The organism is Dyella kyungheensis, from assembly GCF_049913195.1.
GTDB classification, from domain to species: domain Bacteria; phylum Pseudomonadota; class Gammaproteobacteria; order Xanthomonadales; family Rhodanobacteraceae; genus Dyella; species Dyella kyungheensis.
In genome coordinates this window covers 3,692,550-3,718,746 of sequence record NZ_CP183983.1, presented here as the reverse complement: position 1 = coordinate 3,718,746, position 26,197 = coordinate 3,692,550, and the positions used below count along the sequence as shown (strand labels likewise).

At 65.3% G+C, this 26,197-nt stretch carries 23 protein-coding genes; 9 read left to right on the top strand and 14 right to left on the bottom strand.

What is annotated here, in order from left to right; translation table 11 throughout:
• Positions 1-4: 4 nt before the first annotated feature.
• Positions 5-421: a hypothetical protein gene (locus ACN9MB_RS16880; protein ID WP_239536158.1), complete on the bottom strand. Its 417-nt coding sequence runs from the start codon at positions 419-421 to the stop codon at positions 5-7.
• A gap of 251 nt (positions 422-672) precedes the next feature.
• Between ACN9MB_RS16880 and sufT the strand changes: the two genes are divergently transcribed.
• From sufT to ppk2 (ACN9MB_RS16865), 3 genes are all read left to right on the top strand, one after another.
• A complete protein-coding gene (sufT, locus tag ACN9MB_RS16875; RefSeq protein ID WP_204637804.1) occupies positions 673-1,230 on the top strand; it encodes a putative Fe-S cluster assembly protein SufT in 558 nt (185 codons plus the stop codon).
• A gap of 165 nt (positions 1,231-1,395) precedes the next feature.
• Entirely contained in the window at positions 1,396-1,614 is a 219-nt protein-coding gene (locus tag ACN9MB_RS16870; protein ID WP_426269650.1) for a YdcH family protein, read from the top strand.
• 36 nt (positions 1,615-1,650) lie between these two features.
• Entirely contained in the window at positions 1,651-2,748 is a 1,098-nt protein-coding gene (gene ppk2 / locus ACN9MB_RS16865; protein ID WP_426269649.1) for a polyphosphate kinase 2, read from the top strand.
• A 35-nt stretch (positions 2,749-2,783) separates the two neighbouring features.
• On the opposite strand, the gene ACN9MB_RS16860 is transcribed toward ppk2 (ACN9MB_RS16865), so the two are convergent.
• On the bottom strand, positions 2,784-3,188 hold the full coding sequence (locus ACN9MB_RS16860; protein WP_426269648.1) for a hypothetical protein: 405 nt from the start codon (positions 3,186-3,188) through the stop codon (positions 2,784-2,786).
• Between the two features lie 205 nt (positions 3,189-3,393).
• Here ACN9MB_RS16860 and ACN9MB_RS16855 point away from each other — a divergent pair, with 205 nt between their 5' ends.
• Positions 3,394-6,051 carry a protease pro-enzyme activation domain-containing protein gene (locus ACN9MB_RS16855; RefSeq protein WP_426269647.1) on the top strand — a complete coding sequence of 886 codons (2,658 nt, stop codon included), beginning with the start codon at positions 3,394-3,396 and terminating at the stop codon, positions 6,049-6,051.
• A gap of 66 nt (positions 6,052-6,117) precedes the next feature.
• Here ACN9MB_RS16855 and ACN9MB_RS16850 read toward each other — a convergent pair whose 3' ends face one another.
• The 5 genes from ACN9MB_RS16850 to ACN9MB_RS16830 form a co-directional block, all read right to left on the bottom strand.
• Entirely contained in the window at positions 6,118-6,609 is a 492-nt protein-coding gene (locus ACN9MB_RS16850; RefSeq protein WP_204637672.1) for an asparaginase domain-containing protein, read from the bottom strand.
• 162 nt (positions 6,610-6,771) lie between these two features.
• Positions 6,772-8,418 carry an acyl-CoA dehydrogenase family protein gene (locus tag ACN9MB_RS16845; RefSeq protein WP_426269646.1) on the bottom strand — a complete coding sequence of 549 codons (1,647 nt, stop codon included), beginning with the start codon at positions 8,416-8,418 and terminating at the stop codon, positions 6,772-6,774.
• A 150-nt stretch (positions 8,419-8,568) separates the two neighbouring features.
• Complete coding sequence (locus tag ACN9MB_RS16840) at positions 8,569-9,567, bottom strand: aldo/keto reductase (protein ID WP_426269645.1); 999 nt, start codon at positions 9,565-9,567, stop codon at positions 8,569-8,571.
• A 161-nt stretch (positions 9,568-9,728) separates the two neighbouring features.
• Positions 9,729-10,490: a class I SAM-dependent methyltransferase gene (locus tag ACN9MB_RS16835; RefSeq protein WP_426269644.1), complete on the bottom strand. Its 762-nt coding sequence runs from the start codon at positions 10,488-10,490 to the stop codon at positions 9,729-9,731.
• A gap of 12 nt (positions 10,491-10,502) precedes the next feature.
• Positions 10,503-11,501, bottom strand: a complete 999-nt coding sequence (locus ACN9MB_RS16830; RefSeq protein WP_204637668.1) for a transporter — start codon at positions 11,499-11,501, stop codon at positions 10,503-10,505.
• A 101-nt stretch (positions 11,502-11,602) separates the two neighbouring features.
• Here ACN9MB_RS16830 and ACN9MB_RS16825 point away from each other — a divergent pair, with 101 nt between their 5' ends.
• Positions 11,603-13,075, top strand: coding sequence for a PLP-dependent aminotransferase family protein (locus ACN9MB_RS16825; RefSeq protein WP_426269643.1), 1,473 nt, complete (start codon positions 11,603-11,605; stop codon positions 13,073-13,075).
• Positions 13,076-13,970: 895 nt separating this feature from the next.
• On the opposite strand, the gene ACN9MB_RS16820 is transcribed toward ACN9MB_RS16825, so the two are convergent.
• Both ACN9MB_RS16820 and wrbA read right to left on the bottom strand, forming a co-directional pair.
• Entirely contained in the window at positions 13,971-14,318 is a 348-nt protein-coding gene (locus ACN9MB_RS16820; protein ID WP_426269642.1) for a DUF2069 domain-containing protein, read from the bottom strand.
• The gene (wrbA, locus tag ACN9MB_RS16815) at positions 14,315-14,917 is read right to left on the bottom strand and encodes an NAD(P)H:quinone oxidoreductase (RefSeq protein WP_426269641.1); all 603 of its coding nucleotides are present in this window, start codon (positions 14,915-14,917) and stop codon (positions 14,315-14,317) included. Before wrbA ends, ACN9MB_RS16820 begins: the two co-directional genes overlap by 4 nt.
• A gap of 127 nt (positions 14,918-15,044) precedes the next feature.
• On the opposite strand from wrbA, the gene ACN9MB_RS16810 reads away from it, so the two are divergent.
• The 3 genes from ACN9MB_RS16810 to yccX are packed head-to-tail and all read left to right on the top strand — an operon-like array spanning position 15,045 to position 17,064.
• Positions 15,045-16,319 carry a YihY family inner membrane protein gene (locus ACN9MB_RS16810; protein WP_426269640.1) on the top strand — a complete coding sequence of 425 codons (1,275 nt, stop codon included), beginning with the start codon at positions 15,045-15,047 and terminating at the stop codon, positions 16,317-16,319.
• Positions 16,316-16,795, top strand: a complete 480-nt coding sequence (locus ACN9MB_RS16805) for a TlpA family protein disulfide reductase (RefSeq protein WP_204637663.1) — start codon at positions 16,316-16,318, stop codon at positions 16,793-16,795. The genes ACN9MB_RS16810 and ACN9MB_RS16805 overlap by 4 nt, the downstream gene beginning before the upstream one ends.
• Positions 16,796-16,797: 2 nt before the next feature.
• Complete coding sequence (gene yccX / locus ACN9MB_RS16800) at positions 16,798-17,064, top strand: acylphosphatase (protein WP_204637661.1); 267 nt, start codon at positions 16,798-16,800, stop codon at positions 17,062-17,064.
• Position 17,065: 1 nt separating this feature from the next.
• Here the strand turns inward: yccX and ACN9MB_RS16795 are convergent, their stop codons facing one another.
• Complete coding sequence (locus ACN9MB_RS16795) at positions 17,066-19,900, bottom strand: EAL domain-containing protein (RefSeq protein WP_426269639.1); 2,835 nt, start codon at positions 19,898-19,900, stop codon at positions 17,066-17,068.
• A 234-nt stretch (positions 19,901-20,134) separates the two neighbouring features.
• Between ACN9MB_RS16795 and ACN9MB_RS16790 the strand changes: the two genes are divergently transcribed.
• Entirely contained in the window at positions 20,135-20,635 is a 501-nt protein-coding gene (locus ACN9MB_RS16790) for a VOC family protein (RefSeq protein ID WP_204637656.1), read from the top strand.
• A gap of 3 nt (positions 20,636-20,638) precedes the next feature.
• Here the strand turns inward: ACN9MB_RS16790 and ppk2 (ACN9MB_RS16785) are convergent, their stop codons facing one another.
• The 4 genes from ppk2 (ACN9MB_RS16785) to hemA form a co-directional block, all read right to left on the bottom strand.
• Entirely contained in the window at positions 20,639-21,418 is a 780-nt protein-coding gene (gene ppk2, locus ACN9MB_RS16785; RefSeq protein ID WP_426269638.1) for a polyphosphate kinase 2, read from the bottom strand.
• A 109-nt stretch (positions 21,419-21,527) separates the two neighbouring features.
• Positions 21,528-23,633, bottom strand: a complete 2,106-nt coding sequence (locus tag ACN9MB_RS16780) for a tetratricopeptide repeat protein (protein ID WP_426269637.1) — start codon at positions 23,631-23,633, stop codon at positions 21,528-21,530.
• 58 nt (positions 23,634-23,691) lie between these two features.
• Complete coding sequence (gene prfA, locus ACN9MB_RS16775; protein WP_204637653.1) at positions 23,692-24,771, bottom strand: peptide chain release factor 1; 1,080 nt, start codon at positions 24,769-24,771, stop codon at positions 23,692-23,694.
• A gap of 68 nt (positions 24,772-24,839) precedes the next feature.
• On the bottom strand, positions 24,840-26,114 hold the full coding sequence (hemA, locus tag ACN9MB_RS16770) for a glutamyl-tRNA reductase (RefSeq protein WP_426269636.1): 1,275 nt from the start codon (positions 26,112-26,114) through the stop codon (positions 24,840-24,842).
• Positions 26,115-26,197: the final 83 nt, after the last annotated feature.

Here is a 26,197-nt window from a genome sequence, read left to right as displayed (position 1 = left end):
GCGGTCAGCCGCTGGTTTTGGGCTGGCGGTCGGGGCGCAGCGCAACGAAGGCGGCGATGCCCATGCCGGCGATGAACCACACGCCGTCCGTCGACGTGCAACCCATTTCGGCCAGTTGCAGCAGCAGGCGGAAGCCGGCCGTGCGCATCGAGTCGATCAGCCCCAGCCCCATCAGGCCGGCGATGCGTGCGGCAGCGGTGAGCAGATTCACGTAGAGCGCGGCGATGAAGGTGGCCAGCGCGGCCAGGATCGCGGCGTTGCCGCTGGCGGGCCGCACCCAATGCCGGATCGCCTTGCCCAGCAGCCAGCCGAGCGGCAGCGCCAGCCAGGGCAGCGGCTGGCGCAGGTAGAGCGTGGGCACCATCCACACGGCGCCGGCCGCCAGACCCAGCATCAGCGCGCTCAGCAGTGCGAACAGCATGGAAAAAACGGCCCGGACGCTCATGAGCGGCAAACGGCAAACTGGACGTCGGACACGGTTCTTCCCGGGCGTAAAACCCCCATGATAACGCGCCGCGCCGTCCCACTGTCCTGGCCGCAAGTGCTCGGTCCCCTTGAGATTGACCGGTTTCGACCTGATTTCGACGGACATGACCGGTCGTCAACCGGCATAATGGCTAGCTTGGCGTGGCAGCTTGCCGCGCCCAACGATGAGATTTGAGCAGGATCGGCATGAGCGGTTTCAGTCTTAGCAGCGAACCCTTCACCTTGGAACGCGACTGCCAGGCAGTCATGGTTCCCCAGGGCGAAACGGTGAGCCTGCCGGCCGGCCAGATCGGCTACATCACCCAGGCGCTGGGCGGCAGCTTCACCGTCTATGTGGAAGGCAACCTGTTCCGCATCGCCGGCAACGACGCCGACGCGTTGGGCAAGGAGCCGCCGCCGCCGATCGAACTGCCTAGCGATGCCAGCGACGCCGACGTCGAAGCGCTGCTGTGGCAGCAGTTGCGTACGGTGTTCGACCCGGAAATTCCGATCAACGTGGTCGAGCTGGGGCTGGTCTACGACGTCAGCATGGAACATCTCGCCCCCGATCAGCGCAAGGTCTACGTGAAGATGACCCTGACCGCGCCGGGCTGCGGCATGGGCGACATCCTGGTCGACGACGTGCGCACCAAGCTCGAGTTGATTCCCACCGTGAGCGAGGCCGACGTCGACCTGGTGTTCGATCCGCCGTGGAATCACTCCATGATGTCGGACGCCGCGAAGCTGGAAACCGGCATGCTCTGACGCCGCAACGACGGCGTCGCTCTCTTTAAAAAACCACACCGCGTACGGCCTGTCCTGCGTGGTTGCGGCGCTTTTGTCCTGGCTCGTTGATACAGGTCAGCACCGCGGGTTCCCGGCGACGACAGACTGCGAGTCGCAGTCTGATCCTCGGCAGGAGCCCACCTCATGTTTCCCGAATACCGCGACCTCATCACCGACCTGAAGGGGCGCGATGCCCATTTCACTCGCCTGTTCCATCGGCACAACGAGCTGGACCACGAGATCAAGAACATGGAGATCGGCATGACACCCGCTGGCAGCATGGCGATCGAGCAGCTGAAGAAGGAAAAGCTGCAGCTGAAGGATCAGCTCTACACGATCCTGCGCAAGGCTTCGGCCGCCTGAGCCACGGGCCTCGCTGTTCCCAGAGAAAGGATTCCCATGTCTACGCCATCGAAGGGACGCCGTGCGGCGTCCCGACGCTCAAGCACGCCTGCTTCCACGCATCCCGGTCCAGCGCATGCTGGTGAAGTGCAGACGGTCGGTCGCGCCGTGGCGTCCGCGCAGTTGGCCATGGCCGAAGGGTTGCACGACATCGTGCTCAACGGTGCCGCCACCGCGGCCGATTCGCTTTACGAAAGCATGCGCACCTTGCTGGATGGCATGTCGCCCGATGATGCGTCGCGCATCCGCCATCTACTGTTGGATGCCGATGCGGGCTGGCCGGGCGTGGCGCAGCGTCATCCCGACGACGAACTCGCACCGGGCTGGCGCAAGGGCGAGTACCCCTATCGGCACAAGATGTCGCGGCGCCAGTACGAGAAACAGAAATACCGGCTGCAGGTGGAACTGCTGAAGCTGCAGGCGTGGGTGCGTGAGACCGGGCAGCGCGTGGTGATCGTCTTCGAAGGCCGCGACGCGGCGGGCAAGGGCGGCACCATCAAGCGTTTCATGGAACATCTCAATCCACGCGGCGCCCGCGTTGTGGCACTGGAAAAGCCCACTGACGCCGAGCGCGGACAGTGGTACTTCCAGCGCTACATCCAGCACCTGCCCACTCGCGGCGAAATCGTGATGTTCGATCGCAGCTGGTACAACCGCGCCGGGGTCGAGCGCGTGATGGGCTTCTGCACGGCGGCCGAATACGACGAATTCATGCGCCAGGTGCCGGAGTTCGAGCGGCACCTGGTCAACAGCGGCATCCATCTTTTCAAGTTCTGGTTCTCGGTGAGCCGGGCGGAACAGCGGCGGCGTTTCGAGGAGCGCAAGCTGCATCCTCTGAAACAGTGGAAGCTCAGTCCTGTGGATCTGGCGTCGTTGGACAAGTGGGATGCCTACACCCAGGCCAAGGAGGCGATGTTCGCCCATACCGACACGGCCGATGCGCCGTGGATGGTGATTCGCTCCGACTGCAAGAAGCGGGCGCGACTCAATGCGCTACGCCACGTGCTCAATCGCATCGCATACGCCAGCCGCGATGAGCAGGCCATCGGTCTGGCCGATCCGTTGATCGTAGGGCGCGCCTTGTTCGGCGGATGACAGCGCTATCGTTTGGGCGGCCATTTAGCGGAAATTTAGTTTTGTGTTTGTCGCGTGCAGAACGGGAGCTGGCGCCTGCGCAATATCTTTCGCACGACCGCGTTTGGGCTGAAATCGGCGTCGCCAGGCGCCGGTTTTTTAGAATCGATATAACTCGCGTCAAACCGCCATTGTCGAGCGCGTAGCGATACTGAGAACAGTGTCACCCCTTTTTTCAACGATTTCTTTTTGCTGGTAATTTTCAGCGATGGCATCGCTGTATGTCTGACGCAAGCGAACGCAAGAAAAAGCGATACCGTCTGGAAAATCGCATTTTGTTGCTGTTTTCCAGGTGTTTTTTGTTGCTTGCGATCAGCGTTGACGCTTCGAATTTTCTTGATTAGCGTCAATCGATCCGTCAACGGGAGGGTTGACGGATGGTCCTTTGGCGACGTGGACACCGGCCTTCGCCCGGTGTGCGTCGTTTAGCGAGTCTGTGCCCGGGCATGCCATTCCAAGGAAGGGCAGGGGGAAACAAGTCCGGGCGCCTATCGGATCGCAACACAGTCACGAAACCCGAGGCCGCGTCATGCGGCGCCTACATGCATGTGGTGCAACGCACCGCATCGGGTCGATTCGTCCTCAAAAAACGTCAAGGAGATAAGAATGACTGTTCGTATCGATTTGCGGGGAAAGGCAATTCGCAAGGCACTGCTGCCGATGGCGATGTCCATGGCCATGGCAGGATCGCTGCACGCGGCAACCACCGATGCCTGGGTAGGCGTCCGCACGCAGGCGGCCATGAGCCGCTCGTCCGGGCTTACCACCGCCGCCACCACGGCAGCGGCAAGCAACAGCACCTGGACACTGAGCATGCACGGCTCGCCCACCGTCGACGCGGCCACGGTGTCGCCGCTGGAAGCGAGCAAGCCGGTGCATGTCGCGCTCAGCCTCAACCTGCGCAATGTGGATGAACTGGAGACGTTCCTGCATGCGGTGAACGATCCCGCCAGCGCGCAGTTCCACCATTTCCTGACGCCGGCACAGTTCAAGGCACGCTATGCGCCGACCGACGATCAGGTGGCGCAAGTGCTGGCGCATCTGCGCCAGTCGGGTTTCAGCAATGCGCAGGTGTCGCCCAACAACATGTTGATCGAGGCCGACGGCAACGCCAACTCGGTCAACGCGGCTTTCCGCACCACCATGCGCACGTTCGCCTACGGCGGCAAGCAGCGCATTGCGAACGATTCGGCCGTGCAGGTGCCGGCGGCACTCGGTGGCATCGTCAATGCCGTGCTCGGCCTGCAGAACCTCAATGTGCCGCACACCATGCATCACATCGTGGGGCCGGTGCATGCGAACGCGAACAACGTCGGCATCCAGGCTGCGGCGGCGCAGACCTCGCACAGCCCGAAGGACTTCCCGGCGATCTACGACGCAGGCAGCACGCCGACGGCGTCTTCCACCAAGGTCGGCATCATCACCTGGGGCGACATGACCCAGACCATTGCCGATCTGAAGACCTTCACCACCGGCGCCGGCATGAGCACGGTGAACACGCAGGTCGTCAAGACCGGCAGCCAGGCCTATGCGGACGATCCCGACGGCGACGGCGAATGGAACCTGGACAGCCAGACCATCACCGGTACCTCCGGCGGCGTGAACACGCTGATCTTCTACACCGCGCCCAACTGCTCCAACGACAGCTGCCTCACCGATGCGGCCATCACCGCGGCGTACAACCGCGCGGTGACCGACAACACCGCGAAGGTCATCAACGTGTCGCTGGGCGAGGACGAATCGGCGGCCAACAGCTCCGGTACGCAATCGGCCGACGACGCGATCTTCGCGCAGGCGGTGGCACAGGGTCAGACCTTCTCGATCGCTTCGGGCGATGCGGGCGTGTACCAGTGGTCCAGCGATCCGACTGAAGGCGCGCCGGGCTACGTCGCGAACTCCGCGGGCACGGTGAAGATCTCGCTAACGCACTACTCCGTCAGCGAGCCGGCCAGCTCGCCGAACGTGGTGGCGGTCGGCGGCACCACGCTCAGCACCACGGGTACCACGTGGTCGGGCGAGACGGTGTGGAACGAAGGCCTGGCTGCCGTCGATCCGAACAATGGCGACAACAACAAGCGCCTGTGGGCCACCGGCGGCGGCGTGAGCCTGTTCGAAAGCGCACCGAGCTGGCAGACCACCGCGCTGGGTTCGTCGGTCACCAAGCGCCAGGTGCCCGATGTGGCGTTCGATGCCGCGCAATCCACCGGCGCGAACATCGTGATCCAGGGCCAGACCTACCAGATCGGCGGCACCAGCCTGGCTTCGCCGATCTTCGTGGGCATCTGGGCGCGCATCCTTTCGGCGAACAACAACACCTTGGGCCTGCCGACCCAGAACATGTATGCGCATTTCCCCACCGACGCCACGCCGCTGCATGACGTCACCTCGGGCAACAACGGCTACAGCGGCAACGGCTACACCGCCAAGGCCGGCTACGACAACGCCACCGGCTGGGGTTCGCTCGACATCGCCAAGTTCAACAGCTACGTCACCCAATACTGGGGCGGTGGTGGCGGTGGTGGCACCGGCGGCACGCCGACGGCGAACTTCAGCTTCGTCACCAATGGCCTCACTGCCAACTTCACCGACAGCTCCACCGATACGGGCGGCAGCATTTCCTCGCATGCGTGGACCTTCGGCGACGGCGGCACCTCGACCGCGGCGAGCCCGAGCCACACCTATGCGGCGGCCGGCACCTATAACGTGACGGAGACGGTGACCGATGGCGTCAGCGCCAAGACCTCGAGCAAGACCTCGTCGGTGACGGTGTCGGGTGGCAGCACGCCGTCGCAGCTGATCGTGAACCCGGGCTTCGAAACCGGCACGGCCACGCCGTGGACGATCAGCTCCGGCGCGCTCTGCAGCAACAGCACCTGCAGCGGCGAGACGGCGCATGCCGGCACCTGGTTCGTGTGGCTGGACGGTTACGGCAGCACGCACACCGACACGGCGTCGCAGAAGGTGACCATCCCCAGCGGCAAGAGCTCGGCTACGTTGAGCTACTACCTGCACATCGATACCGCCGAGACCACCAAGACCACGGCGTACGACAAGCTCACCGTGCAGGTGCTCAACAGCAGCGGCACGCTGTTGAAGACGCTGGTCACGTACTCGAACCTCAATGCGGCGGCGGGTTATGCGCAGGCGAACTTCGATCTCAGCGCGTACATCGGCCAGACGGTGACGATCAAGTTCACCGGCACCGAGGATTCGTCGGAGCAGACTTCGTTCGTGCTCGATGACGTGAACCTCAACGTGCAGTAACGGCAGAAAGCGAAAGGCCCGGTCAGCGATGACCGGGCCTTTTGTCGTTCGTCAGCGGTGTAGCGATCAGCCGTTGTTTTCCTCGAAGCGATTGGCGTCGCGATTCTTGCGCACCTTGGCCGGATCCCACACGCGGCCGTTCATGGTGATGTACACGCCATCGGGCAGCGTTTGCACGGCAGCGACGGCGCAGCCGATGTTGAACACCGCATCCGAGCCCTGGAAACGCGCGGGATTGAGCGCGCCGGTGAGCACGATCACCTTGCCCTTGAGACTGGCCAGTTCGCGCGCGGTTTCCACCATGGTGTCGGTGCCGTGCGTCACCAGCACGTGGCGATGCGGCTGCGCTTCGATGGTGGAACGCACCAGCGCGCGATCCTCGTCGCCCATGTGCAGGCTGTCCTTGCGCAGGATCGGGATCACGTCGAACTGGAAGGCCACGCCCAGCTGGCTGAGGATGTCGCCGATCTGGGGCGAGCCGATCTTGTAGTCCGACTTGTCGTCGAAATAGATCTTGTCGATGGTGCCGCCGGTGGTGACGATGGTCAGATGCTGCATGGTCGGGAGTCGCCAGGGTGGGGAGATGGGTATTTTAGGACCTATCAGCGCCTTCCGCATGCCTGGGCCCTTCCGAGGTCCTGAGACCACTGTGGGAGCGCACTTGTGCGCGACAGCCGCAGCCCCAGTCGCGCACAAGTGCGCTCCCACAAGACAGAGGGATCAGTGAGGTCCCAGTAGCAGGGCCGTATCGGTGGCGTTACCGGTAGAGAAGCGCATCAATCCATGCGCCACAAACCGCCGCAGCGCCGCTCCGGTGCGCGCCGCCCCATGCGGCGCCGACCAGGTGTCGTGCCGCGCCAGCAAGGCCGCCGCCGTGCAACGAGCGAGCGTCAGCGCCAAGCCCCGGGCGCCCGCCTCCAGCGATTCGCGCTCGCTGCCATGGGCCTGCAAATAGGCACCTGCAGCATCCAGCGCCCGATGGATTTCCTGCCTCGCATGCGCATCGATGCTGTCGGCCAACCAGCCTTCGATCGCCGTGCGCAAGGCTCCGAGGTTGTCGCCCGCCAATGCGCGCAGGCTATCCAGCGACAACACATTGGTGGTGCCTTCCCAGATCGCATACACCTGCGCATCGCGCAGCAACTGCGGCAGGCCGGTGTCCTCGATATAGCCGGCGCCACCGAAGCATTCGAGCGCTTCGGAGCACAGCTTCACCGCCATCTTGCCGGTCCACAGCTTGGCCAGCGGGGTGAGCAGGCGCAGCAGGGCCACTTCGTGCGGCAGCGCGGCGCCATGCTCCACGCGTCCCAGCAGGTGCGCCACTTCGAAGGTGAGCGCGAAGGCCGCCTCGAATTCCGCCTGCATGTCGGCCAGCGTGTGTGCGTGCAGCGGCTGATCGATCAGCCGTTTGCCGAACGCGCGGCGTCGCGTGGCGTAGTCGCGCGCCAGCGACAACGCACGGGCCATGCTGGCGGTGGCGCCCATCGCATTCCAGGTGCGCGTGATGCTGAGCATCGGCGCCACCTGCCGCACGCCATTGGCCAGTTCGCCGAGCGGCCATGCCGGCAGGCCGTCGAGATGGATTTCCGCGGTGGGCAGCTCGTGCGTACCGAGTTTGTCCTTCAGGCGATCGATGGCGAGTTCGGGCTTGCGCCGTTCGCCGTCCATGGTCTCGACGTAGAACAGCGCGAGCGCCGCGGGACCGTCGCCCGCGCCTTGCGGACGTGCCAGCGCCAGCGCCATTTCGCCGACCACCGCCGAGCTGAACCACTTGCGTCCGTACAGACGCCATTGTCCCGATGCATCCTGGCGCGCCACGGTTTCGGTATGGCCCACGTCCGAACCGCCGGCGTTCTCGGTCATCCACTGGCCGCTTAGCCAGAACGTGGATGCATCGCGGCTGAGCAGGTGCGGCAGCGCGCGTTCGATCAACGCCTTGTTGCCGGAAGCCTTGAGCGCGGTGGCCGCGCCGTCGGTCATCGCCAGCGGGCAGCTGTAGAACTCGCTGGCCACGTGATACAGGTAGACGCGCGCGAACTCCTCCAGCCGCGCATGCTCGTGCGCTTCATGGCCGGATGCGAGCACGGCATGTTCAGTCGTTATGTGCGGACCTTCCTGCCAGGCCTCGGTGAGTTCGATGCGATCGATGCGGTTGCCCCAGGCATCCCATTGGGTCAGCACAGGCTTGCGACGCGTGCTGCGGCACGCACGATGCCATTCCATCAACGCGTAATCGCCCAGCGCCTGCAGATCGGCCTCGATGGCCGCCAGCCGCGCTGGTGGCAGCGCGCGGCGCAACATGGCGCGGAAGAGTGGATCGTCACGATACGGATGAGCGAGCTGCGGAGGATCCTGCAGAAATCCCATGGTCGGCTCTCGATGGTTCGGATCGGTGAAACGAGTATAGGCCGGTGGCGATTCGGTTCGGATTCCTCTGTGGGAGCGCACCCTGTGCGCGACGGGCCTGGCCTCAAGGCAAGGTTGAGTCGCGCACAGGGTGCGCTCCCACAGGAGTCCTTAGTGCGGGCGTTCGCTATCCAGGTGCGCCATCTGCGCCGCCGCATAACGATCGCCCGCTGCCGCACCCTTCGGTACAGCGGCCTCGATGGTGGCCAGGTCGTCCGCACTCAGCGACACATCGAGCGATCCCAGCGCTTCTTGCAGGCGGTCGCGGCGACGTGCGCCCACCAGCGGCACGATGTCCTCGCCCTGCGCCGCGACCCACGCGATGGCGAGCTGGGCAACGGACACCTGCTTCCGCTCGGCGATGCCGCGCAAGGCCTCCACCAGTGCGAGATTGTGATCGACATTGCCGGCCTGGAAGCGCGGGCTCATGGCGCGGAAATCGCCCTTGCGCGCACTGTCCTTGTCCCAATGCCCGCTGATCAGTCCGCGCGACAGCACGCCGTAGGCGGTAATGCCGATGCCCAGTTCGCGACAGGTGGGCAGGATGGCGTCTTCGATGCCGCGCGAGATCAGCGAGTATTCGATCTGCAGATCCGCGATCGGATGCACGGCAGCAGCACGGCGAATCGTTTCCGGGCCCACTTCCGACAAGCCGATATGGCGCACATAGCCTGCCTTCACCATGTCGGCGATGGCGCCGATGGTGTCTTCGATCGGCACGTTGGGGTCCAGCCGGGCGGGGCGATAGACGTCGATATGGTCCACGCCCAGCCGCTGCAACGTGTAGCCGAGGAAATTCTTCACCGCGGCCGGGCGCGTGTCATTGCCGCCCCAGCCATTGCCCGGATCGCGCAAGGCGCCAAATTTCACGCTGATCAGAACCTTGTCGCGAGGCACGTTCTTCAGCGCCTCGCCGATCAGCATTTCGTTATGGCCCATGCCATAGAAGTCGCCGGTGTCGAGCAGGTCGATGCCGGCATCTAGCGCAGCGTGGATGGTGGCGACGCTTTCGGCGCGGTCCGACGGGCCATACATGCCGGACATGCCCATGCAGCCAAGACCAAGGGCGGAAACGCGGGGACCGGTGGCGCCAAGTTGACGATGTTGCACGGGGAATCTCCAGGGGGGACCGCGGCATGCGGGAGGAGATCAGTATGCTTTCAGCTCGGCCCAGCGCCTAGGCCGGCGCCACTGCGCGCCTTGGCCGTTCGAATGAAGGCGCGCAGCAGGGGGACGGTGATGCGCCGGAGATCGTGAACAGGCTCTTAGCCTCAGGGTTTGCGGAACTTGTAGATGAAGCGATCCGTGTTGCCCTTGACGGAGGGATCGCGGATGCCCTTGCTGTGATCGTCGGCAGGATTGCGCAACGCGTCGCTTTCGCTGTCGAACTGGAAACCCACGGCAGTGAGTTCGCTTTTCACCGCGGCAGGATCGATGCGATGCAAATCGTTCGTCTTGCTCACGCCCGTGCCATCGGCGGCGGCGTGATCGAGCACGATCAGCGTGCCGCCAGGCTTCAGCGCATCGAACAGGCTCTTGTCGAGCTTGGCCATGTCGGGCGAGCCCATGAAGGGATCGTGCAGGTCGTGGTAGTTCTGCGACGTCCAGATCACATCCACCGGCTCGGGCAGCTTCAGTTCGTTCACCGGTTCCACCAGCACCGTGACATTGGCGTAGCCCTCCTTGCCGGCAAAACCGCGTACGCTTTCCAGGCCCTTCGGCGCGATCTTGTCCATCTCGGCAGGCTGCAAGGCGTAGACCTTGCCCTTATTGCCGACCATGCGGCTGAACAGGCGCGTGTAATAGCCCTTGCCGGGCATCAGGTCCACCACGATGTCACCGGGTTTGATGCCGCTGAAGCGGAGTACCTCGACCGGTTTGCGTTGCGCGTCCAGCGCGCGGTCTTCCTCGGGACGGTTCTTGTCGGCAATCGCGAGCCCGACGAAGCTGGGCAGCGGATGCGTCGGCGGTGCAGCCGACGCCGCGGTGACAGTAAGCAAAGCAGCAACAGCGAGCAGGCACAAGCGCTTCATGTCGTCACTTCCTCAATGCACGTAGTTGAGAGCGATCGCTGGCGTGACGGACGAGGTGGTGCGGTTGCCCGAAGGAATGACACGCACGCCCAGCAGCAGGCCGATGTTCGGCGACCAATTGTATTCCACGGCCGGCGCGAAGCCGATGTAACGATTGGAGCGCGCGCCCAGCGGCGTATCGGGCGGGAACGGATCGCCGTTCGCATATTCCTGGCCGCCGACATGCGTGCTGCTGTTGTGGTTGTAGAGCACATCCAGCGCCAGCACCCAGTTGCGCGTGAGGCTGTACTCGAACGAGGCATTGGCAAAGGTGTTGTCGCCCGGGCGCGCATGGCCGCGGAAACCTGCGTCGGTGCCGTAGACGCTTACGCCGTGCACGTCCGTGCTGGACGAAAACGAATAGGAGACATTGAAGCGCACGCGCAGGATGCGGCCGTTCGGCATCCACAGATAGGTCTGCGTGTTGAGCGCCACCATGGTGGTGTACGCGCCGCTGCCGATGCCATCGGCGGGACGATTGCCGAGGCGGTCGTATTTTCCGGTAGGGAACGTTTCCTGCAGCTGGATCGCTACCGTGGGCAGCCAGCTGCCTTCGTGGAATTGCCGCAGCCGGTATTGCGCCTGCAACGTGATGTCGCCGACCTGCACGCCATTGCTGTTCGGCGCGCCGCTGACGCGGTTGTAGCCGAACACCGGGATGATGCCCATGGTGAAGTTGTTGGCCACGCCGTAGTTCATGTACGTGCGCGAGCCGAAGCTGTCCATGCCGCGGCTGGTGACGTCGTAGAGATAGGGTTCCAGCAGTATGTGGCCGGGCGGCAGGGTCTCGGCCGAGTTGGCCATCATCGGGCCGGTCCACCAGGCGTTGTCACGGGTCTGCGGCACTTCGGCGGCCGAGGATTCGTCCTGCGCATAGGCGCGCTCGCAGCTGACCGGCAGGCTCAACAGCAGCGCCAGGCACAGCACGAAAAAGCGTGGGTCGAGCAGCGGCGAGGGCAGGTGTCGCTTCATGGTTGATGGCTCGGGCAGACGAGCGCAAGCTATGCCCGCAAGTGGTTGGCGGAAATAGCCACTTAACGCAAATTGGATATGACCACTTTGGAGCCATCGCCATGCAGCGCATTCCCGCCGGATTCCTGCCCCCCGTGGCCATGGACATGGGCAGCGATTCGCCGATGTACCAGCAGTTGTCGGACTGGTTCCGCCGCGCCATCAGCAGCGGCCAGCTGAGGCCCGGGCAGCGCGTACCTTCCACTCGCAGCCTGGCCAACGAGTTGGGCATTTCGCGCATTCCGGTGCTGGGCGCCTACGAGCAACTGCAGGCCGAAGGATTCCTGGAAACCTTCACCGGCGCGGGCACCTGCGTGGCCAGGGCGATCCCCTCGGACATGACCATGGAGCGCAGCAAGGCACCGCGTCTGCAACCGGCAGCACGCGGCGGTTCACGCCGCACCTCGCAGCGGGCCGCGCAGATGCATACGCCGGAGCCGACCTGGCTGGCCAACATGGGCGCCTTCCGCGTGGGCCTGCCTGCACTGGATGCGTTTCCGACGGCGCTGTGGTCGAAGCTGGTGAGCCGGCATGCGCGACATCTGTCGCTCGAAGCGATGGGCTACGGCGATCCCATGGGGCACCTGCCGCTGCGCGAAGCCATTGCCGAATACCTCGGCGCGTCCCGCGCAGTGCGCTGCGATGCGTCGCAGATCCTCATCACCACCGGCTCGCAGCAGGCGCTGCAGATCTGCGCGCACGTGCTGCTGGATCCCGGCGAGCGCGTCTGGATGGAGGATCCGGGTTACTCCGGCGCACACCAGGCCTTGCGCACGGCCGGCGCCGAACTGGTGCCGGTACCCGTGGATGCGGAAGGCATCGACGTGGCGCACGGCGCACGCGTCGGTGCCGGCGCACGGGCGGTATACATCTCGCCATCGCACCAGTTCCCGCTGGGCATGGCGATGAGCGCATCGCGGCGCATGCAGCTGTTGCACTGGGCCGCACACAACGACGCCTGGATCATCGAAGACGACTACGACAGCGAGTACCGCTTCGGCAGCCGCCCACTGTCGTCGCTGCAAGGCACGGATACGCACGAGCGGGTGATCTATCTGGGCACCTTCAGCAAGGTGATGTTTCCCGCGCTGCGACTCGGCTACGCCGTGGTGCCGCCCGACCTCGTCGCCGATTTCCAGGCCGGGCGCGATGCGATCGATACGTTCTCGTCGATGCTTTACCAATCGGCGATGACCGAATTCATCCGCGAAGGTCATTTCGCGCGGCATATCCGCAGCATGCGCACGCTGTACATGGAGCGCCGCGTGGCGGTGCACGATGCGATCCGGAAGTATCTGGGTGAGCGCCTGCAGGTGATTGGCACGGAGGCCGGCATGCAGTTGGCGGGGTTGTTGCCGCATGGGGTGGACGATGTGGCGGTGTCGCGGAAGGCGGCTACCAAAGGGGTCTCGGTGCGGCCGTTGACGCCGTGTTACATCGAGCCGCCGCAGAGGGGTGGGTTGATCCTGGGTTATGGCGGGGCGAATTTGGCGCAGATCGATGAGGGAGTGCGTCGGTTGGCCGAGTGTTTTTAGTCGGCTGTCCAGAGCGTCGGTGTTTGATGTCGCGATCCCGCGACCGGGCCGCTTACGCAGCGGGCGTTTCGATCGGCTGCCGCCGCTCGAGTCACTTTTCTTTTGCTGGCCCAAAAGATCCCACGGGACTAGCTTCGCGTCGAAAGTAAACTAAAGAAAATGGCCTTTAAAGCTGGCAGCATCGTGTTGAATCCAAGCGCGAACGCTCGAGGAGCGTCCCGCCGGATCTCCATGGGAGGCTACCCCAGGGGTACTTCAATGCGCGGCGCAACGCGCCCGACTCGCTGAGGACTTAAAGCGGAGGCCCGCTTCGCATCGCCCTTGGCTTGTCTTCGCGATACACCCCACTTCCCCCTCTCCCCTGCAGGGAGAGGGCCGGGGTGAGGGGCGGGTGCTCGCGGAAACCTGTGTGCTTTCTGTGGGAGCGCACCCTGTGCGCGACCGCCACGCTGGGATGTACCGCTCCGTAGGATGGTCGCGCACAGGGTGCGCTCCTACAGTAGACCTGCAGCTCTTGCTCCGGCTCTTGGCTCTTGGGGTCCCCGTATGACGCGGCGGGTGGGTGGAGGAAAGCCCGCAGGGTGGCCCGCAGGGATGCGGGCCAGTTTTTCGCCAGGGCAGGATGCCCTGTCGAAAAACCCCGCAACCCACCCGCGCACCTGGAGGGCGAAGCCCGGAAGGCGCGTCATCCGGGGGGCCCTTTCTTTTGGTTACTTTTCTTTACTCCGGGCATCCTGCCCTCCGCCCTTCGGGCCGGCTTCGCCGTTCGCACGCGCTCCTGCGCGTGCGTGGGCAAGCAAAGAAAAGTGACCCGGCCTCCGGTAGGAGGACGGAAGCCCGCGGCAGGCGAGCCAGGTCGCGATCATGCTTCGGCTGAGCGAAACCTATGCCGCCCTCAGGCGGCGCGCCGCCGCTTCACCCCAGCCCCCAGCACCCCAATCAACGTCAACGTCAACCCAATCTCCAGCCACGCCAACCAACGCTCCCCAGGCGCACTCCACGCCTCGCTCACCCCATGGCAGAAGTAGAACAGGCTGAGAATGCCCACCCACAACAGCGCACGCCGCACATCGCGCAGAGCAAACAGAGGCAGCAATAGCGGCACCACCGTGAGCACAAGCACCAGCATTGGCGACATGCTTTGCGCGGGAAACAACCATCCGTGCCATAGCAGCTGCAGCACCGTCAGCAACGCCCATGCGAGCAGCCCCACGCGATAGTTCGCAGTCACCGGCGTCGTCATGCGGCCGAGCCCAGGCGACGCGCCACATCCGCCAGGCGGCGGCCCAGGGCGCGGGCCAGATCGCGTTCGTGTTCGCTGATCGCGTTGTCGCCCTTGGCCCCGGCGACATGGCTGGCGCCGTACGGCGTGCCGCCGCTCTGGGTGGCGGTGAGTGCGGGCTCGGTATACGGCAGCCCCACCAGCAGCATGCCGTGGTGGAGCAGGGGCAAGGCCATGCTGAGCAGGGTGGATTCCTGGCCGCCATGCATGGTGCTGGTGGCGGTGAACATGGCGGCAGGTTTGCCGGCGAGTACGCCGCTGGCCCATTCCGCGCCGGTGGAGTCGAGGAAGTACTTCAGCGGCGCGGCCATGTTGCCGAAGCGGGTCGGGCTGCCCAAAGCCAGGCCGGCGCATGCGGCGAGGTCGTCGCGCGTGACGTACGGAGCGCCTTCCTCCGGCTCCGGCGGCTGCGCCACTTCGGTGACGGGCGCCACCGGCGGCACCTGGCGCAAGCGGGCGCGCATGCCGGGAATTTCCTCCACGCCGCGTGCGATCAGCCGGGCGAGCTGGGCGGTATGGCCGGAGCGGCTGTAGTAGAGGACCAGGATGTCTTGGCTCATGGCGTTGGGCGTGAGTGTCTCGATCGGTTAGTGTAACGGGCGTTCAAGCCCCCGTCGGCGCTCCGTTCACGCACTGCGCATGAGGCATGGCGTCACCATGGGGCGTTCGACGTCGAAAGGAGTCACCATGGCCTTGCGTTTCGATCGCGACCGCTTGCATAGCTTCCGCCGGTTCCTGTGGCAGCGGTTCATCGACGACAAGTGCTTCGAGACGGCCGGTGCGCTGTCCTACACCACGCTGGTCTCGCTGGTGCCGTTGATCGTGGCCTCGCTGGCCATCTTCGCCGCGTTTCCGGCCTTTGCCGGCGCGCGCGGCACGCTGATCGATTTCGTGTTCACCAACTTCGTCCCCGCCGCGGGCGAGTACGTGAAGAAATACCTCGATGCCTTCGCCGACAACGCCAGCAAGCTCACCGGCATCAGCATCCTGGTGATGTTCTTCAGCGCGTTGTCGATGATGGTGAGCATCGAGGACCGCATGAACCGCATCTGGCGCGTGCAGCGGCAACGCGGCTGGGTCTCGCGATTGTTGCTTTATTGGGCGGCGCTCACGCTGGGCCCGATCCTGATCGTGGGCGGTATTGCGGTGGCGTCGTTCGCCACCGCGCTGCCCATGCTCAGCGATGCCGCAGACACGCTGAATATCAAGGCGCGATTGGTGGCGGTATTGCCCTTCGTGGTCACCTTCCTCACCCTGATGCTGATCTACATGGTGGTGCCCAACCGCCGCATCCATTGGCGCAACGCGGCCATCGGCGCCCTGATGGGGGCGATCCTGTTCGAGCTGGCGCGCTGGGGTTTCGCCCGCTTCATCCACCAGGCACAGACCTATCAACAGGTCTACGGCGTGCTGGCGGCGCTGCCGATCTTCCTGCTGTGGATCTATCTCTCGTGGGTGATCGTGATTCTTTGCGCGTCCGTGGCGGCAGCGGTTTCCGCCTTCGATTACCTGCCGCCCTCGCAATTCCTTCCCGAGGAGGCTGCGCTGCTGGGCCTGCTGGTAGTGCTCGGCCATTTCATCGAGGCGCAGCGCGATGGGCGCAAGCTCAATCCGGATATCGTGCGGGCGCGGGAGCCGCGGTTGCATCGCGCATCGATCGTGAATTATTTCGGCGACCTGCAGCGGGCGAAACTGATCGACGGCGAAGCTGGCGCCGGCTGGCTGCTCACCCGCAGTCTCGACAGTACTGACCTGATGCGCGTGTATGCTCACTGCAGCTACCGCGTGCCGCTGCATCCGGCGCAGGAGGCCAGCGTGCACGAGCTGCGCCTGCCGGCCCCGCTGCTCGCCTTGCTCGACGAGGCCGCGCAGTCGCTGCACGACATGCTGCATACCTCGCTGCATGAGGCTTATCCGCTGGGCCAACCGGCATCGAATTTATCCAAGGACACATCGCGATGAAGTTGTTGAAAACGCTCGCCGTCATCGGTGGCATGCTGGCCCTGGCCGGCGTGGCGCACGCCGCCATGCCCGAGCAGCCGTCGATCAAACTGACCACGCTCGACGGCAAGCCGTACGACCTGGCCTCGCAGCGCGGCAAGTGGGTGATCGTCAATTACTGGGCCACCTGGTGCGTGCCGTGCATCAAGGAAATGCCGGACATCTCCAAGTTCGTCAGCGCGCACAAGGACAAGGTCAGTGCCATCGGCCTGGCGTATGACGACAGCGACAAGGCCGACATCCAGGCGTTCGTTGCCAAACATCCGGTGAGCTATCCGATCGCGCAGGTGACGATGGACAAGCCGCTGAAGGATTTCGACGAACCCCGCGGCCTGCCGACGACCTGGCTGATCGGTCCGGACGGCAAGGTGGCCAAGCGTTTCGTCGGCACCGTCAACGAAAGCTCGCTGGGCCAGGCCATCGGCCTGGGCAAATAGCCATGGCGGCCGTGCGCTTCTTCGTCAAAGGTCGCGTGCAGGGCGTGTTCTATCGCGCCAGCACGCGCGAGCAGGCGATGGCGCTCGGCTTGTCCGGCTATGCGAAGAATCTGGACGATGGCCGCGTCGAAGTGATGGCCATCGGCGCCGCGCCGTGCATCGAGAAACTGGAACGATGGTTGTGGCAAGGCCCGACCGGCGCGCGCGTTGACGAAGTGCTGCGTGAGGTCTGCGAAGAGATCGAACTGGTCGGTTTCCGCACGCACTGATTCAGGCGCTGGACGGCGCCGATGCGCGCGGTGCGGATGCCCCCGCGTCGTGCAGGAACGGCCGCGGCACGGACAGCACGAAGCCCTGCGCAAAATCGATGCCCAGCCGGTGCACCGCCGCCAGCAGTTCGGGCGTACCCACGCATTCGGCGATGGTCTGTTTGCGGGTGACGTGGCCGAGGTTGTTGATCGCCTCGACCATCGCGTAATCGATGGGGTCGTCGATCATGTCCTTCACGAAGCTGCCTTCGATCTTCACGAAATCCACCGGCAGGTGCTTGAGATAGGTGAACGAGGACATGCCGGCGCCGAAATCGTCCAACGAGAAATAGCAGCCCAGCGCACGCATTTCGTGGATGAAGGCAGTGGCCCGCGAAAGACTGGAAATCGCGGCGGTCTCGGTGATCTCGAAGCAGATCGACGAGGGCGCAATGGCGAACGTGGCAAATTGCTGGCGCAGGAAAGCGGCGAAGCCGCTCTCGCATAGCGAGGTGCCCGAGAGATTGATCGCGCATTGCGACGGAATGTCGGGCATGCCGCGATCCATCGCGTCGCGCAGCGCGGAGAACGCCGACTGCACCACCCAGCGATCGATCGAGGGCATCAGGCCGTAGCGCTCGGCGGCAGGGATGAAGGCGCGCGGCGGGATCAGTTCGCCACCTTCGCCAACCATGCGCAGCAGCAGCTCCACGTGCCGCTGAGGCATGTGATGACGCAGGTCCACGATGTCCTGCTCGTACAGTTCAAAGCGGTTGCTTGCCAGCGCGGCCTGGATGCGACTGACCCAGCACATCTCGATCTGGCGCACGGCCACTTCGTCGTCGTCCAGATGATAGGTCTGCACGCGATTGCGGCCTTTCTCCTTGGCCAGGTGGCAGGCGGCATCGGCGGCGCCGAGGATGTCCTCGCGCGCCAATCGCTCGTCCGCGCTCAGGCTGACCAGGCCAATGCTGGCGCTGGTGGCGAAGCTGCGCTCGCCGAAGGCGAAGTGCAGGTCGCCGATGGCGGCACGCAGGCTCTCGGCGACATGGACCGCGGCATCCGCGTCGCAGTCTTCCAGCAGCACCACGAATTCGTCGCCGCCCAATCGCGCCACCGCATCCGTGGCACGCACCTGGGCAAGGAACAAGGTGCCGATCTGGCGCAGCAGTTCGTCGCCGGCAGCGTGGCTGCAGGTGTCGTTGACCACCTTGAACTGGTCCAGGTCCAGATACAGCACGGTGAATGGCCGGCCACTGCTTTCCGCGGCCTTCACCGCGAGCGCGAGGCGGCGTTCGAACTCGCGCCGGTTGATCAGCCCGGTGAGCACGTCATGGCTGGCCTGGTAGCTCAGTTGCGCGGCGTGTTCGCGATCGCTGCTGACATCGCGCATCACCAGCACCGCGCCATCCATGTTGCCGGCGCGGTCGCGAATCGGCGTGGCGGTGAGATCGATTGCAATCGCCGGGCCTTCCGGATGCCTCAGCACGAGTTTGTCGTGTTGGCTCCAAGCCGTTTGGCCGTCCAGCACCTGCATCACCGGATCGCCAATCGGAACGCCGCTGCTCTCGGCCACGAAATGGCAGATCGCGCCCACCGGCCGGCCGCGCGCGCGTTCGGTGCTCCAGCGCGTGAGGCGCTCGGCGCTCGGGTTGAGGAATTCGATGCAGCCGGTGGCGTCCGTGGTGATCACCGCATCGCCGATGGACTGCAGCGTGACCTCGGCGCGTTCCTTCGCCGCGAACAGCATGGCATCGGCCCGGCGCCGCTCGGTGATCTCGGTGACGGAGCCGGCCATGCGTCGCGAGGTGCCGGTGGCATCGCGCGAGGAGGCGCCGCGCGCATGGAACCAGCGCGGCACGCCATGGCGCTGCGGTACGCGAAATTCCACATCCAGCGGGTGATTGCGCCACACGTGCGCGGTCACCGCACGCATCACGCGGCGACGATCCTGCGGATGCAGGCGTTGGAACACCGACGTGGTGGCGCCATCGTCCGCCGCACTGAGTCCGAGCATCTGGCGCAGTCGGGGGGAAAGATAGACATGGCCGGAAGTACGGTCCCAATCCCACAGGCCATCGTTGCTGCCGGCCACGGCCAGCTGAAAGCGGTCTTCGCTGGCGCGCAATTCATGGGTCACGCGAACACGGTCGTCCAGCAGCCGGCGCACGCGTCGCGTGGCGATCAGTACCATGGTGGCCGCTGCCAGGCACAGGCACGCGCGCAACAGGTTGGCGGTTTCGCGCGACGCGGAAGCCAGCGCGTCGGAGAACGCATATTCCATCGGCGTCAGTCGTTCATCGATGGCGCGCAGCTGCGCCCGGGTCGACGCCCTCCAGGCGCGATCGCGCTCGCCCGCGCTGATGCGGCGATGCGCCTCGGTACCGAGTGCGATCAGCTCGTCGATGGATCGATCGGCCTCGACCCACACGTCGACCGCGCGACGAATGCTGCCCACGTGGTGAAAGTAGCGATACAGGCGCGCCATGCCCGGAATATCGGCCTCGTCCGTGCCGCCGCGGCGGAATCCCGCGGTCACCACCGACATGTCCGGCTGGGCGCGATCGAGTTCGATGCGGCCGGCTCGATGGCCCAGCGGCACGGCGATGGCGTCGAGAAATTGCTGGTAATCCGCTTCGGCGTTGCTGGTGAGATAGTGCTGCAGACTCGAGACGGCGATTTTCTGTGCCTTGGACCAGCGGCTTTCGCCGCCCACGAAAGCGCGCGCCGCAGAAAGTATGTCCAGGCTGGCAACGCACAGCCCGATCATCACCACCACGACCAGCACGAACGGCATCACGATCTCGGACGTTTTGTCCCCACTGACCAGTTCGGCCCCCCGGCCTTTGACTGGCATAGACGCACTCCCACGCGCGCCTGGATTTCAGGCCATCGTCTTATCGGCCCGCGCAGGCAAAGCTTGAACCAGCGAGGCCGGTGGCTTCACGGCACATCGACCTTTGCCGCACGGGCAGGGGAGTAAACGGAGCTGTCGAATCGGACGGGCATCGTTCGTCGTCTGCATGAAGGGCCCGGCCCAACGACCACCCGCCGACCGGCGGTCGATCCATCACCGCAAGGAGAATGTCGCATGTCCACGCGATTCCAGCGCATCACGCCGTTCCTCTGGTTCGACCACCAGGCCGAAGAGGCTGCGAAATTCTACGTATCGATCTTCCCCAACTCCCGCATCCTCACCACCACCCGTTACACCGCCGCCAGCGCCAGCGCTTCCGGGCGTGCGGAAGGTTCCGTGATGACGGTGGATTTCGAACTCGACGGCCAGGCCATCGCCGCGTTGAACGGCGGACCGGTGTTCAAGTTCAACGAGGCTTTGTCATTGGTCGTGCATTGCCGCTCGCAGGAAGAAATCGACCACTACTGGGAACGGTTGCTCGAAGGTGCCGCCGACAAGAGCGGCCAGTGCGGATGGCTGAAGGATCGCTTCGGTCTGTCGTGGCAGGTGGTGCCGGACGAAATGATCCCGATGCTCACCAGCGGCGATGCGGCGAGCGTGGAACGCGTCCACGCGGCCATCATGGGCATGAAGAAGATCGATGTGAACGAGATGCGCCGCGCCGCTGCGGGGTGATCCTTATTCGCCGAAGCTGTCGGGCACCCATTCCGCCTTGCGCGTCACCTGTTCGGCCTTGGGCTTGCCCTTGAGCTTGGGCAGCTTGGGCTCGGGAATGCTTTCCTCGCTGCGCGGCACCTGTTCCAGCAGGTGCCGGATCAGGTTGATGCGCCCGCGCTTCTGGTCGTTGAAGTCGACCACGAACCAGGGCGCGTGCGGCCGGCTGGTGCGTTCGATCATCAGGTCGCGCAGGTGGCCGATTTCCTCGTACTTGTCGCGCGAGGCGAGGTCGGTGGGCGAGAGCTTCCAGCGCTTGAGCGGATCCTTGGCGCGTTCGTCGAAGCGTTCCTCCTGTTCTTCCTGGTCCACGGCGAGCCAGTACTTGAGCAGGATGATGCCGTCGTCGGTGAGCAGCTTCTCGAACGCCGGCACGGCCGACATGAAGGCCTTGTATTGCGCCTTGCTGCAGAAACCCATGGCCGGTTCGATCACCGCGCGGTTGTACCAGCTGCGGTCGAACAGCACGATTTCGCCCGCGCTGGGCAGATGCTCCACGTAGCGCTGGAAGTACCACTGGGTGGTTTCGATGTCGTTGGGCTTGGACAGTGCCGCGATGCGATAACCGCGCGTATCCATCGACTCGGTGATGGCCTTGATGGTGCCGCCTTTGCCGGCCGCGTCGCGCCCTTCGAAGATCACCACCAGCCGATGGCCGCTGCGCTGCAGCCAGCGATGCAGGCCGGCCAGTTCCAGCTGGAGCTCGGCCATGCTGTGGCGATAGGTCTTTTTCTTCTTGCCCATGCTGGGCCTCCTTGGGTGGCTCCCCTCGGCATTGTCCGCAAACGGGGCAAGCACGGGGTGAAGAAGCCTCCACACCCCGCTGCCCCTGTCGGTGGAGCCGGGCTCGCGCTTACAGGTCCAGATCAGCCGGCATGCGGCCGATGCGGTAGCGCGCGCTCATCGCCTGCAGCGCACGGCGGAAGTCGCTGGCGAAGCCCTGCATGTCGAACAGCGAACTTTGCGTGCGCTGCTGCGACAGATGCTGGCGCAGCGTGGCCAGTGCCTCGCGATCGTTGCCCAGCTGGGTGGCCATGGCGATGAAGGCTTCCTCGTCCTCGCAGACCAGCTCGGGCAGGCCAAGCTGCAGCAGCAGGCTGGTGGCCACGCGACCGGCGAACGTATGGCCGGTGCAGGTGAGCACCGGGCAGCCGGCCCACAAGGCGTCGGACGCGGTGGTGTGCGCGTTGTACGGCAGCGTATCGAGGAACAGGTCGGCGTTGAGGTAGTGCGCGAGATACTCGGCATGCGGAAGGCGCGGCAGGAACACCAGGCGCTCCGGCGCAATGCCTGCGGCGCTGGCGGCGGCGCGCAGGCGATCGTCCGCGCCATCCATGCCGCCCAACAGCCACAGCACGCTGTCCGGCACCTGTTGCAAGACCAGCATCATGCGCGCGAACGCCGCCGGATTGATCTTGTAGCTGTTGTTGAAGCAGGCGAACACCGTGCCCTGCTCGGGCAGGCCGCAGGCGGCGCGCGACGGCGGCTGGGCCACCTCGCGGGTATTGTCGTTGGGCTGGTAGCAGCGCGGCAGCCGCACCAGTTTTTCGCTCACGTGCCCGCGCAGTTCATCGGGCACGGTGATCTTGTCGGCCACCAGGTAATCCAGCCAGGGCGCGCCCATGCTGCCCGGGTAGGCGAGCCAGTTCACCTGGATCGGCGCCGGGCGCAGCGCGAACAATTCGGCGTTGTCGCGCCCCGAATAGCCGTTGAGATCGACCAGCACTTCCACGCCGGTGTCGTGGATGCGCTGCGCGACCTGCGCGTGATTGAGCGCGGACACATCGTGCATGGTGGTGACGGCGGCGAGGCGGCAGCGGATCGAACCGCCGTCATCCGGCGTGGTGGCGAACAGATGGAGATCGAGATCCTCGTCGTTGGCCAGGGCCTCGAACATCGCCACCACCAGCAGGCCCGTGGCATGGTCGTTGAAGCCGTCCGCCACGAAGCCCACCCGGATCGCGTTGTCCGGGGCCGGCTTGGCATGGCTGAAGGCCTGCTGCTTGCGCAGGGCGGCCGTCTGTTCCTCGATCACCGCGGCGAAGGCCTTGGCGGTCTTCAAATGCATGGCGGCGTCGACGTCTTCGGCCAGCATGGTGAACGGGCTCACCACGGCCGTGCCGTCGTTTACCGCGGCCTGCAAACGGCCGCTCAGTGCGTCCAGGTCGTGCCAGTCCCACAGGCGACGGCGCAGGAACAGCAGCTGGCTCAGCGCGCGACCGTCGTTGGGGTTGAGGCGCAGCGCGCGCTCGTAGGCCTCGGCGGCCACCGCGAATTGCCCAGCGTCCTCCAGCACCTGGCCGGCGGCCAGCGGGTACTGCGGATTGCGCGGCGACAGTCGCTCGGCCTGCAGCCAGGCCCTGCTGGCTTCAGGACCGTTGCCCTGGGTCTGCAGGATGCGTCCGCGCAGCGCATAGGCGGCGTCGAAACGGGGATGCAACTGCAGGGCTTCATCGGTGTGCGTGCGGGCCTGGTCGACGTTGCCCAGCTCCAGCTCGGCCGCGGCCAGGTTCAGGCGCAGGCCCGGATGGTCCGGCGCGCCGTGGGTGGCCATCGCATACGACTCGCGGGCGTGCTGGAAGCGGGCGGCCGCCATCAGCGCGTTGCCCAGGGTCAGCAGGATGGCCGGATGGCCGGGCGACTGGCGCAGGGCGGCACGCAGGTATTCGATGGCGTCGTCCGCCTCGCCGTTGGCGAGCCGGGCGCTGCCCAGGTTGCACTGCACTTCCACGCTTTGCGGCGCCAGCTGGGCAGCCTGTTCCAGCACTTTCACGGCATCGGCCGGGCGCTGCAGCTGCAACAGGGCCACACCGTGCAGGCGGGCGAGTTCGGCGTCGTCGGGATACTGCCCGCGTGCATCGTTGGCGGCCTGTTCGGCGGCATCGAACGCACCGCGCTCGATCTGTTCAACGATCTGCTGCGCGAGCACCTGAGAAGAGGGGGTAAAGAGATCAGTCATCCGCCCAAACTAACGCAGGGCGGGTACGGCTGCCAATCCGCACGTGCCGACCGGAGGCTCAGCCGGCCGTGAGCGCCTTGAGTTCGTCGGCCTGGTTCTCGCGTGTGAGCGTGTCGACCAGCTCGTCCAGGTCGCCCTGCAGCACTTCCGGCAGGCGATACAGGGTGAGGTTCACGCGGTGGTCGGTGATCCGCCCCTGCGGGAAATTGTAGGTGCGGATGCGCTGGCTGCGGTCGCCCGAGCCCACCTGCAGGCGGCGCGATTCGGCCTGCGCGGCGGCCTGCTTGCTGCGCTCGTCGTCGAGCAGGCGGGCCTTCAGCAGGCTCATGGCGCGCGCACGGTTCTTGTGCTGGCTGCGTTCGTCCTGGCACTCCACCACGATGCCGGTGGGCAGATGGGTGATGCGGATGGCCGAATCGGTCTTGTTGACGTGCTGGCCGCCGGCGCCCGAGGCGCGGAAGGTGTCGGTCTTGATGTCGGCGGGGCTGATCTCGATCTCGTCGATATCGTCCATCTCCGGCAGGATCGCCACCGTCGCCGCCGAGGTATGGATGCGGCCCTGCGATTCGGTTTCCGGCACGCGCTGCACGCGATGCGTGCCCGACTCGAACTTCAGCCGCGAGTACGCACCCTTGCCCTCGATGCGCGCCACGACCTCCTTGTAGCCGCCGTGCTCGCCGTGGTTCTCGCTCAAGATTTCGACATGCCAGCGCTTGCGTTCGGCGTAGCGCGTGTACATGCGGAACAGATCGCCGGCGAAAATCGCCGCCTCGTCGCCGCCGGTGCCGGCGCGTACTTCCAGGAACAGGTTGGCCTCGTCGCGCGGATCCTTCGGCAGCAGCAGGATCTGCAGCTCGTCGTCCAGTTCGACCAGGCGCTGTTCGAGGCGGGCGACATCGTCCTTGGCCATCTCACGCAACTCGGCGTCGTCGAGCATGGCGCGCGTTTCGCCCAGCTCGCGCTCGGCCTGGTCGCGTTCGTGCAGCGAGTTCGTCACCGGCTCCAGCTGCGCGTATTCGCGCGACAGTTCGCGGAAGCGGTTGTTGTCGGCCAGTACATCGGGCTGCGCGAGCAGCAGGCCGATTTCTTCGTGGCGTTCGGCGAGGGATTCGAGTTTGCGGCGGATCGAAGGCGTCATGGCGGGAAGCGAGTCAGGAGTGAGCAACGAGAAAGAACGGCAAGCACACAGGCAACCCCGGCGACTCGCTAATCCTCGCTCACTTCCGGTTTCTCGGTGATCCCGTATAGACGTCCAGCCGCATGCAGCAGATCCATGTCGCCGCTCAACGCCGCCTCGCGCAGGCGTGCGCTAGGGTGGTGCAGCAACTTGTTGGTGAGCGTGTTGGCCAGGTAGGCCAGCGCCTCGTCCGGCGACTTGCCGCGGGCGATCATGGCGCGCGCTTTTTCCAGCACTTCGTCGCGATAGGTTTCGGCGTGCTGGCGCAGGTCCACCGCCGGGTTGCGCAGCGAGAGCGCGCGGCGCCAGGCCATGTAGCGCTCGACTTGCAGATCGATGATGGCGTCGGCTTCGCGCGCGGCCGCTTCACGCGAGCGGCGGTTGTCGTCGATCACCTGGCGCAGGTCGTCGATGCCGTAGAGGAAGACGTCATCGAGTTCGCCCACCGACGACTCGATGTCGCGCGGTACGGCGATGTCCACCATGAACATCGGCTTGCGGCGACGGGTCGCCACGGCCTTCTCGACCATCGTGCGCGTCACCACCGGGTGTCGTGCCGCGGTGGAGCTGATCACGATGTCCGCCTCGGCCAGATGTTGCGGGAGGTCGCCCAGCGAGATGGCGTAGCCACCGTAGCGGGTGGCCAGCTCCTGCGCATTTTCCAGCGTGCGGTTGGCCACGATCAGCCGGCGCACCTGCTTGTCCACCAGGTGGCGGGCGGCCAGTTCGACGGTGTCGCCCGCGCCGATCAGCAGTACGCAGGCCTGGCGCAGGTCGGTGAACACCTGTTCGGCCAGGCGTACCGCCGTGAAGGCGACGGAAACCGTGTGGGCGCCGATGCGGGTGTCCGTGCGCACGCGCTTGGCCACGGCGAAGGTGTGCTGCAGCAGGCGCTCCATCGGCGCGCGCAGGACCTGGGCGTCGCGGGCCTGCTGGTAGGCGTCCTTCACCTGGCCCAGGATCTGCGGCTCGCCGAGCACCATGGAGTCCAGCCCGGTGGCCACGCGGAACATGTGCCGCACGGCCTCGTCTTCGTCATGCCGGTAAAGGAACTCATCGAGCTTGCCCGCAGTCAGATGATGCTGTCGGCTAAGCCACGCCTGCGGAACGTCCTCGGCTCCTGCCGAGACGCTCACATAAAGTTCGGTACGGTTGCAGGTGGAGAGGATCATCGCCTCTTCCACGCCGGGCTCACGGGCAAGCGCCTGCAGGGCCACTCCGGCGGACTCCGCATCGAATGCCACTTGTTCGCGCAAATTGACCGGCGCGGTGAGGTGGTTGAGCCCTAAGGCGATGAGCTTCATGGTTCAGGGCGATTCGAGGCGAAGGGCATCCGGCGTAAACTGGGGGTTAGCGACGACCGTTCTACAGTGTGGATACGGCCATG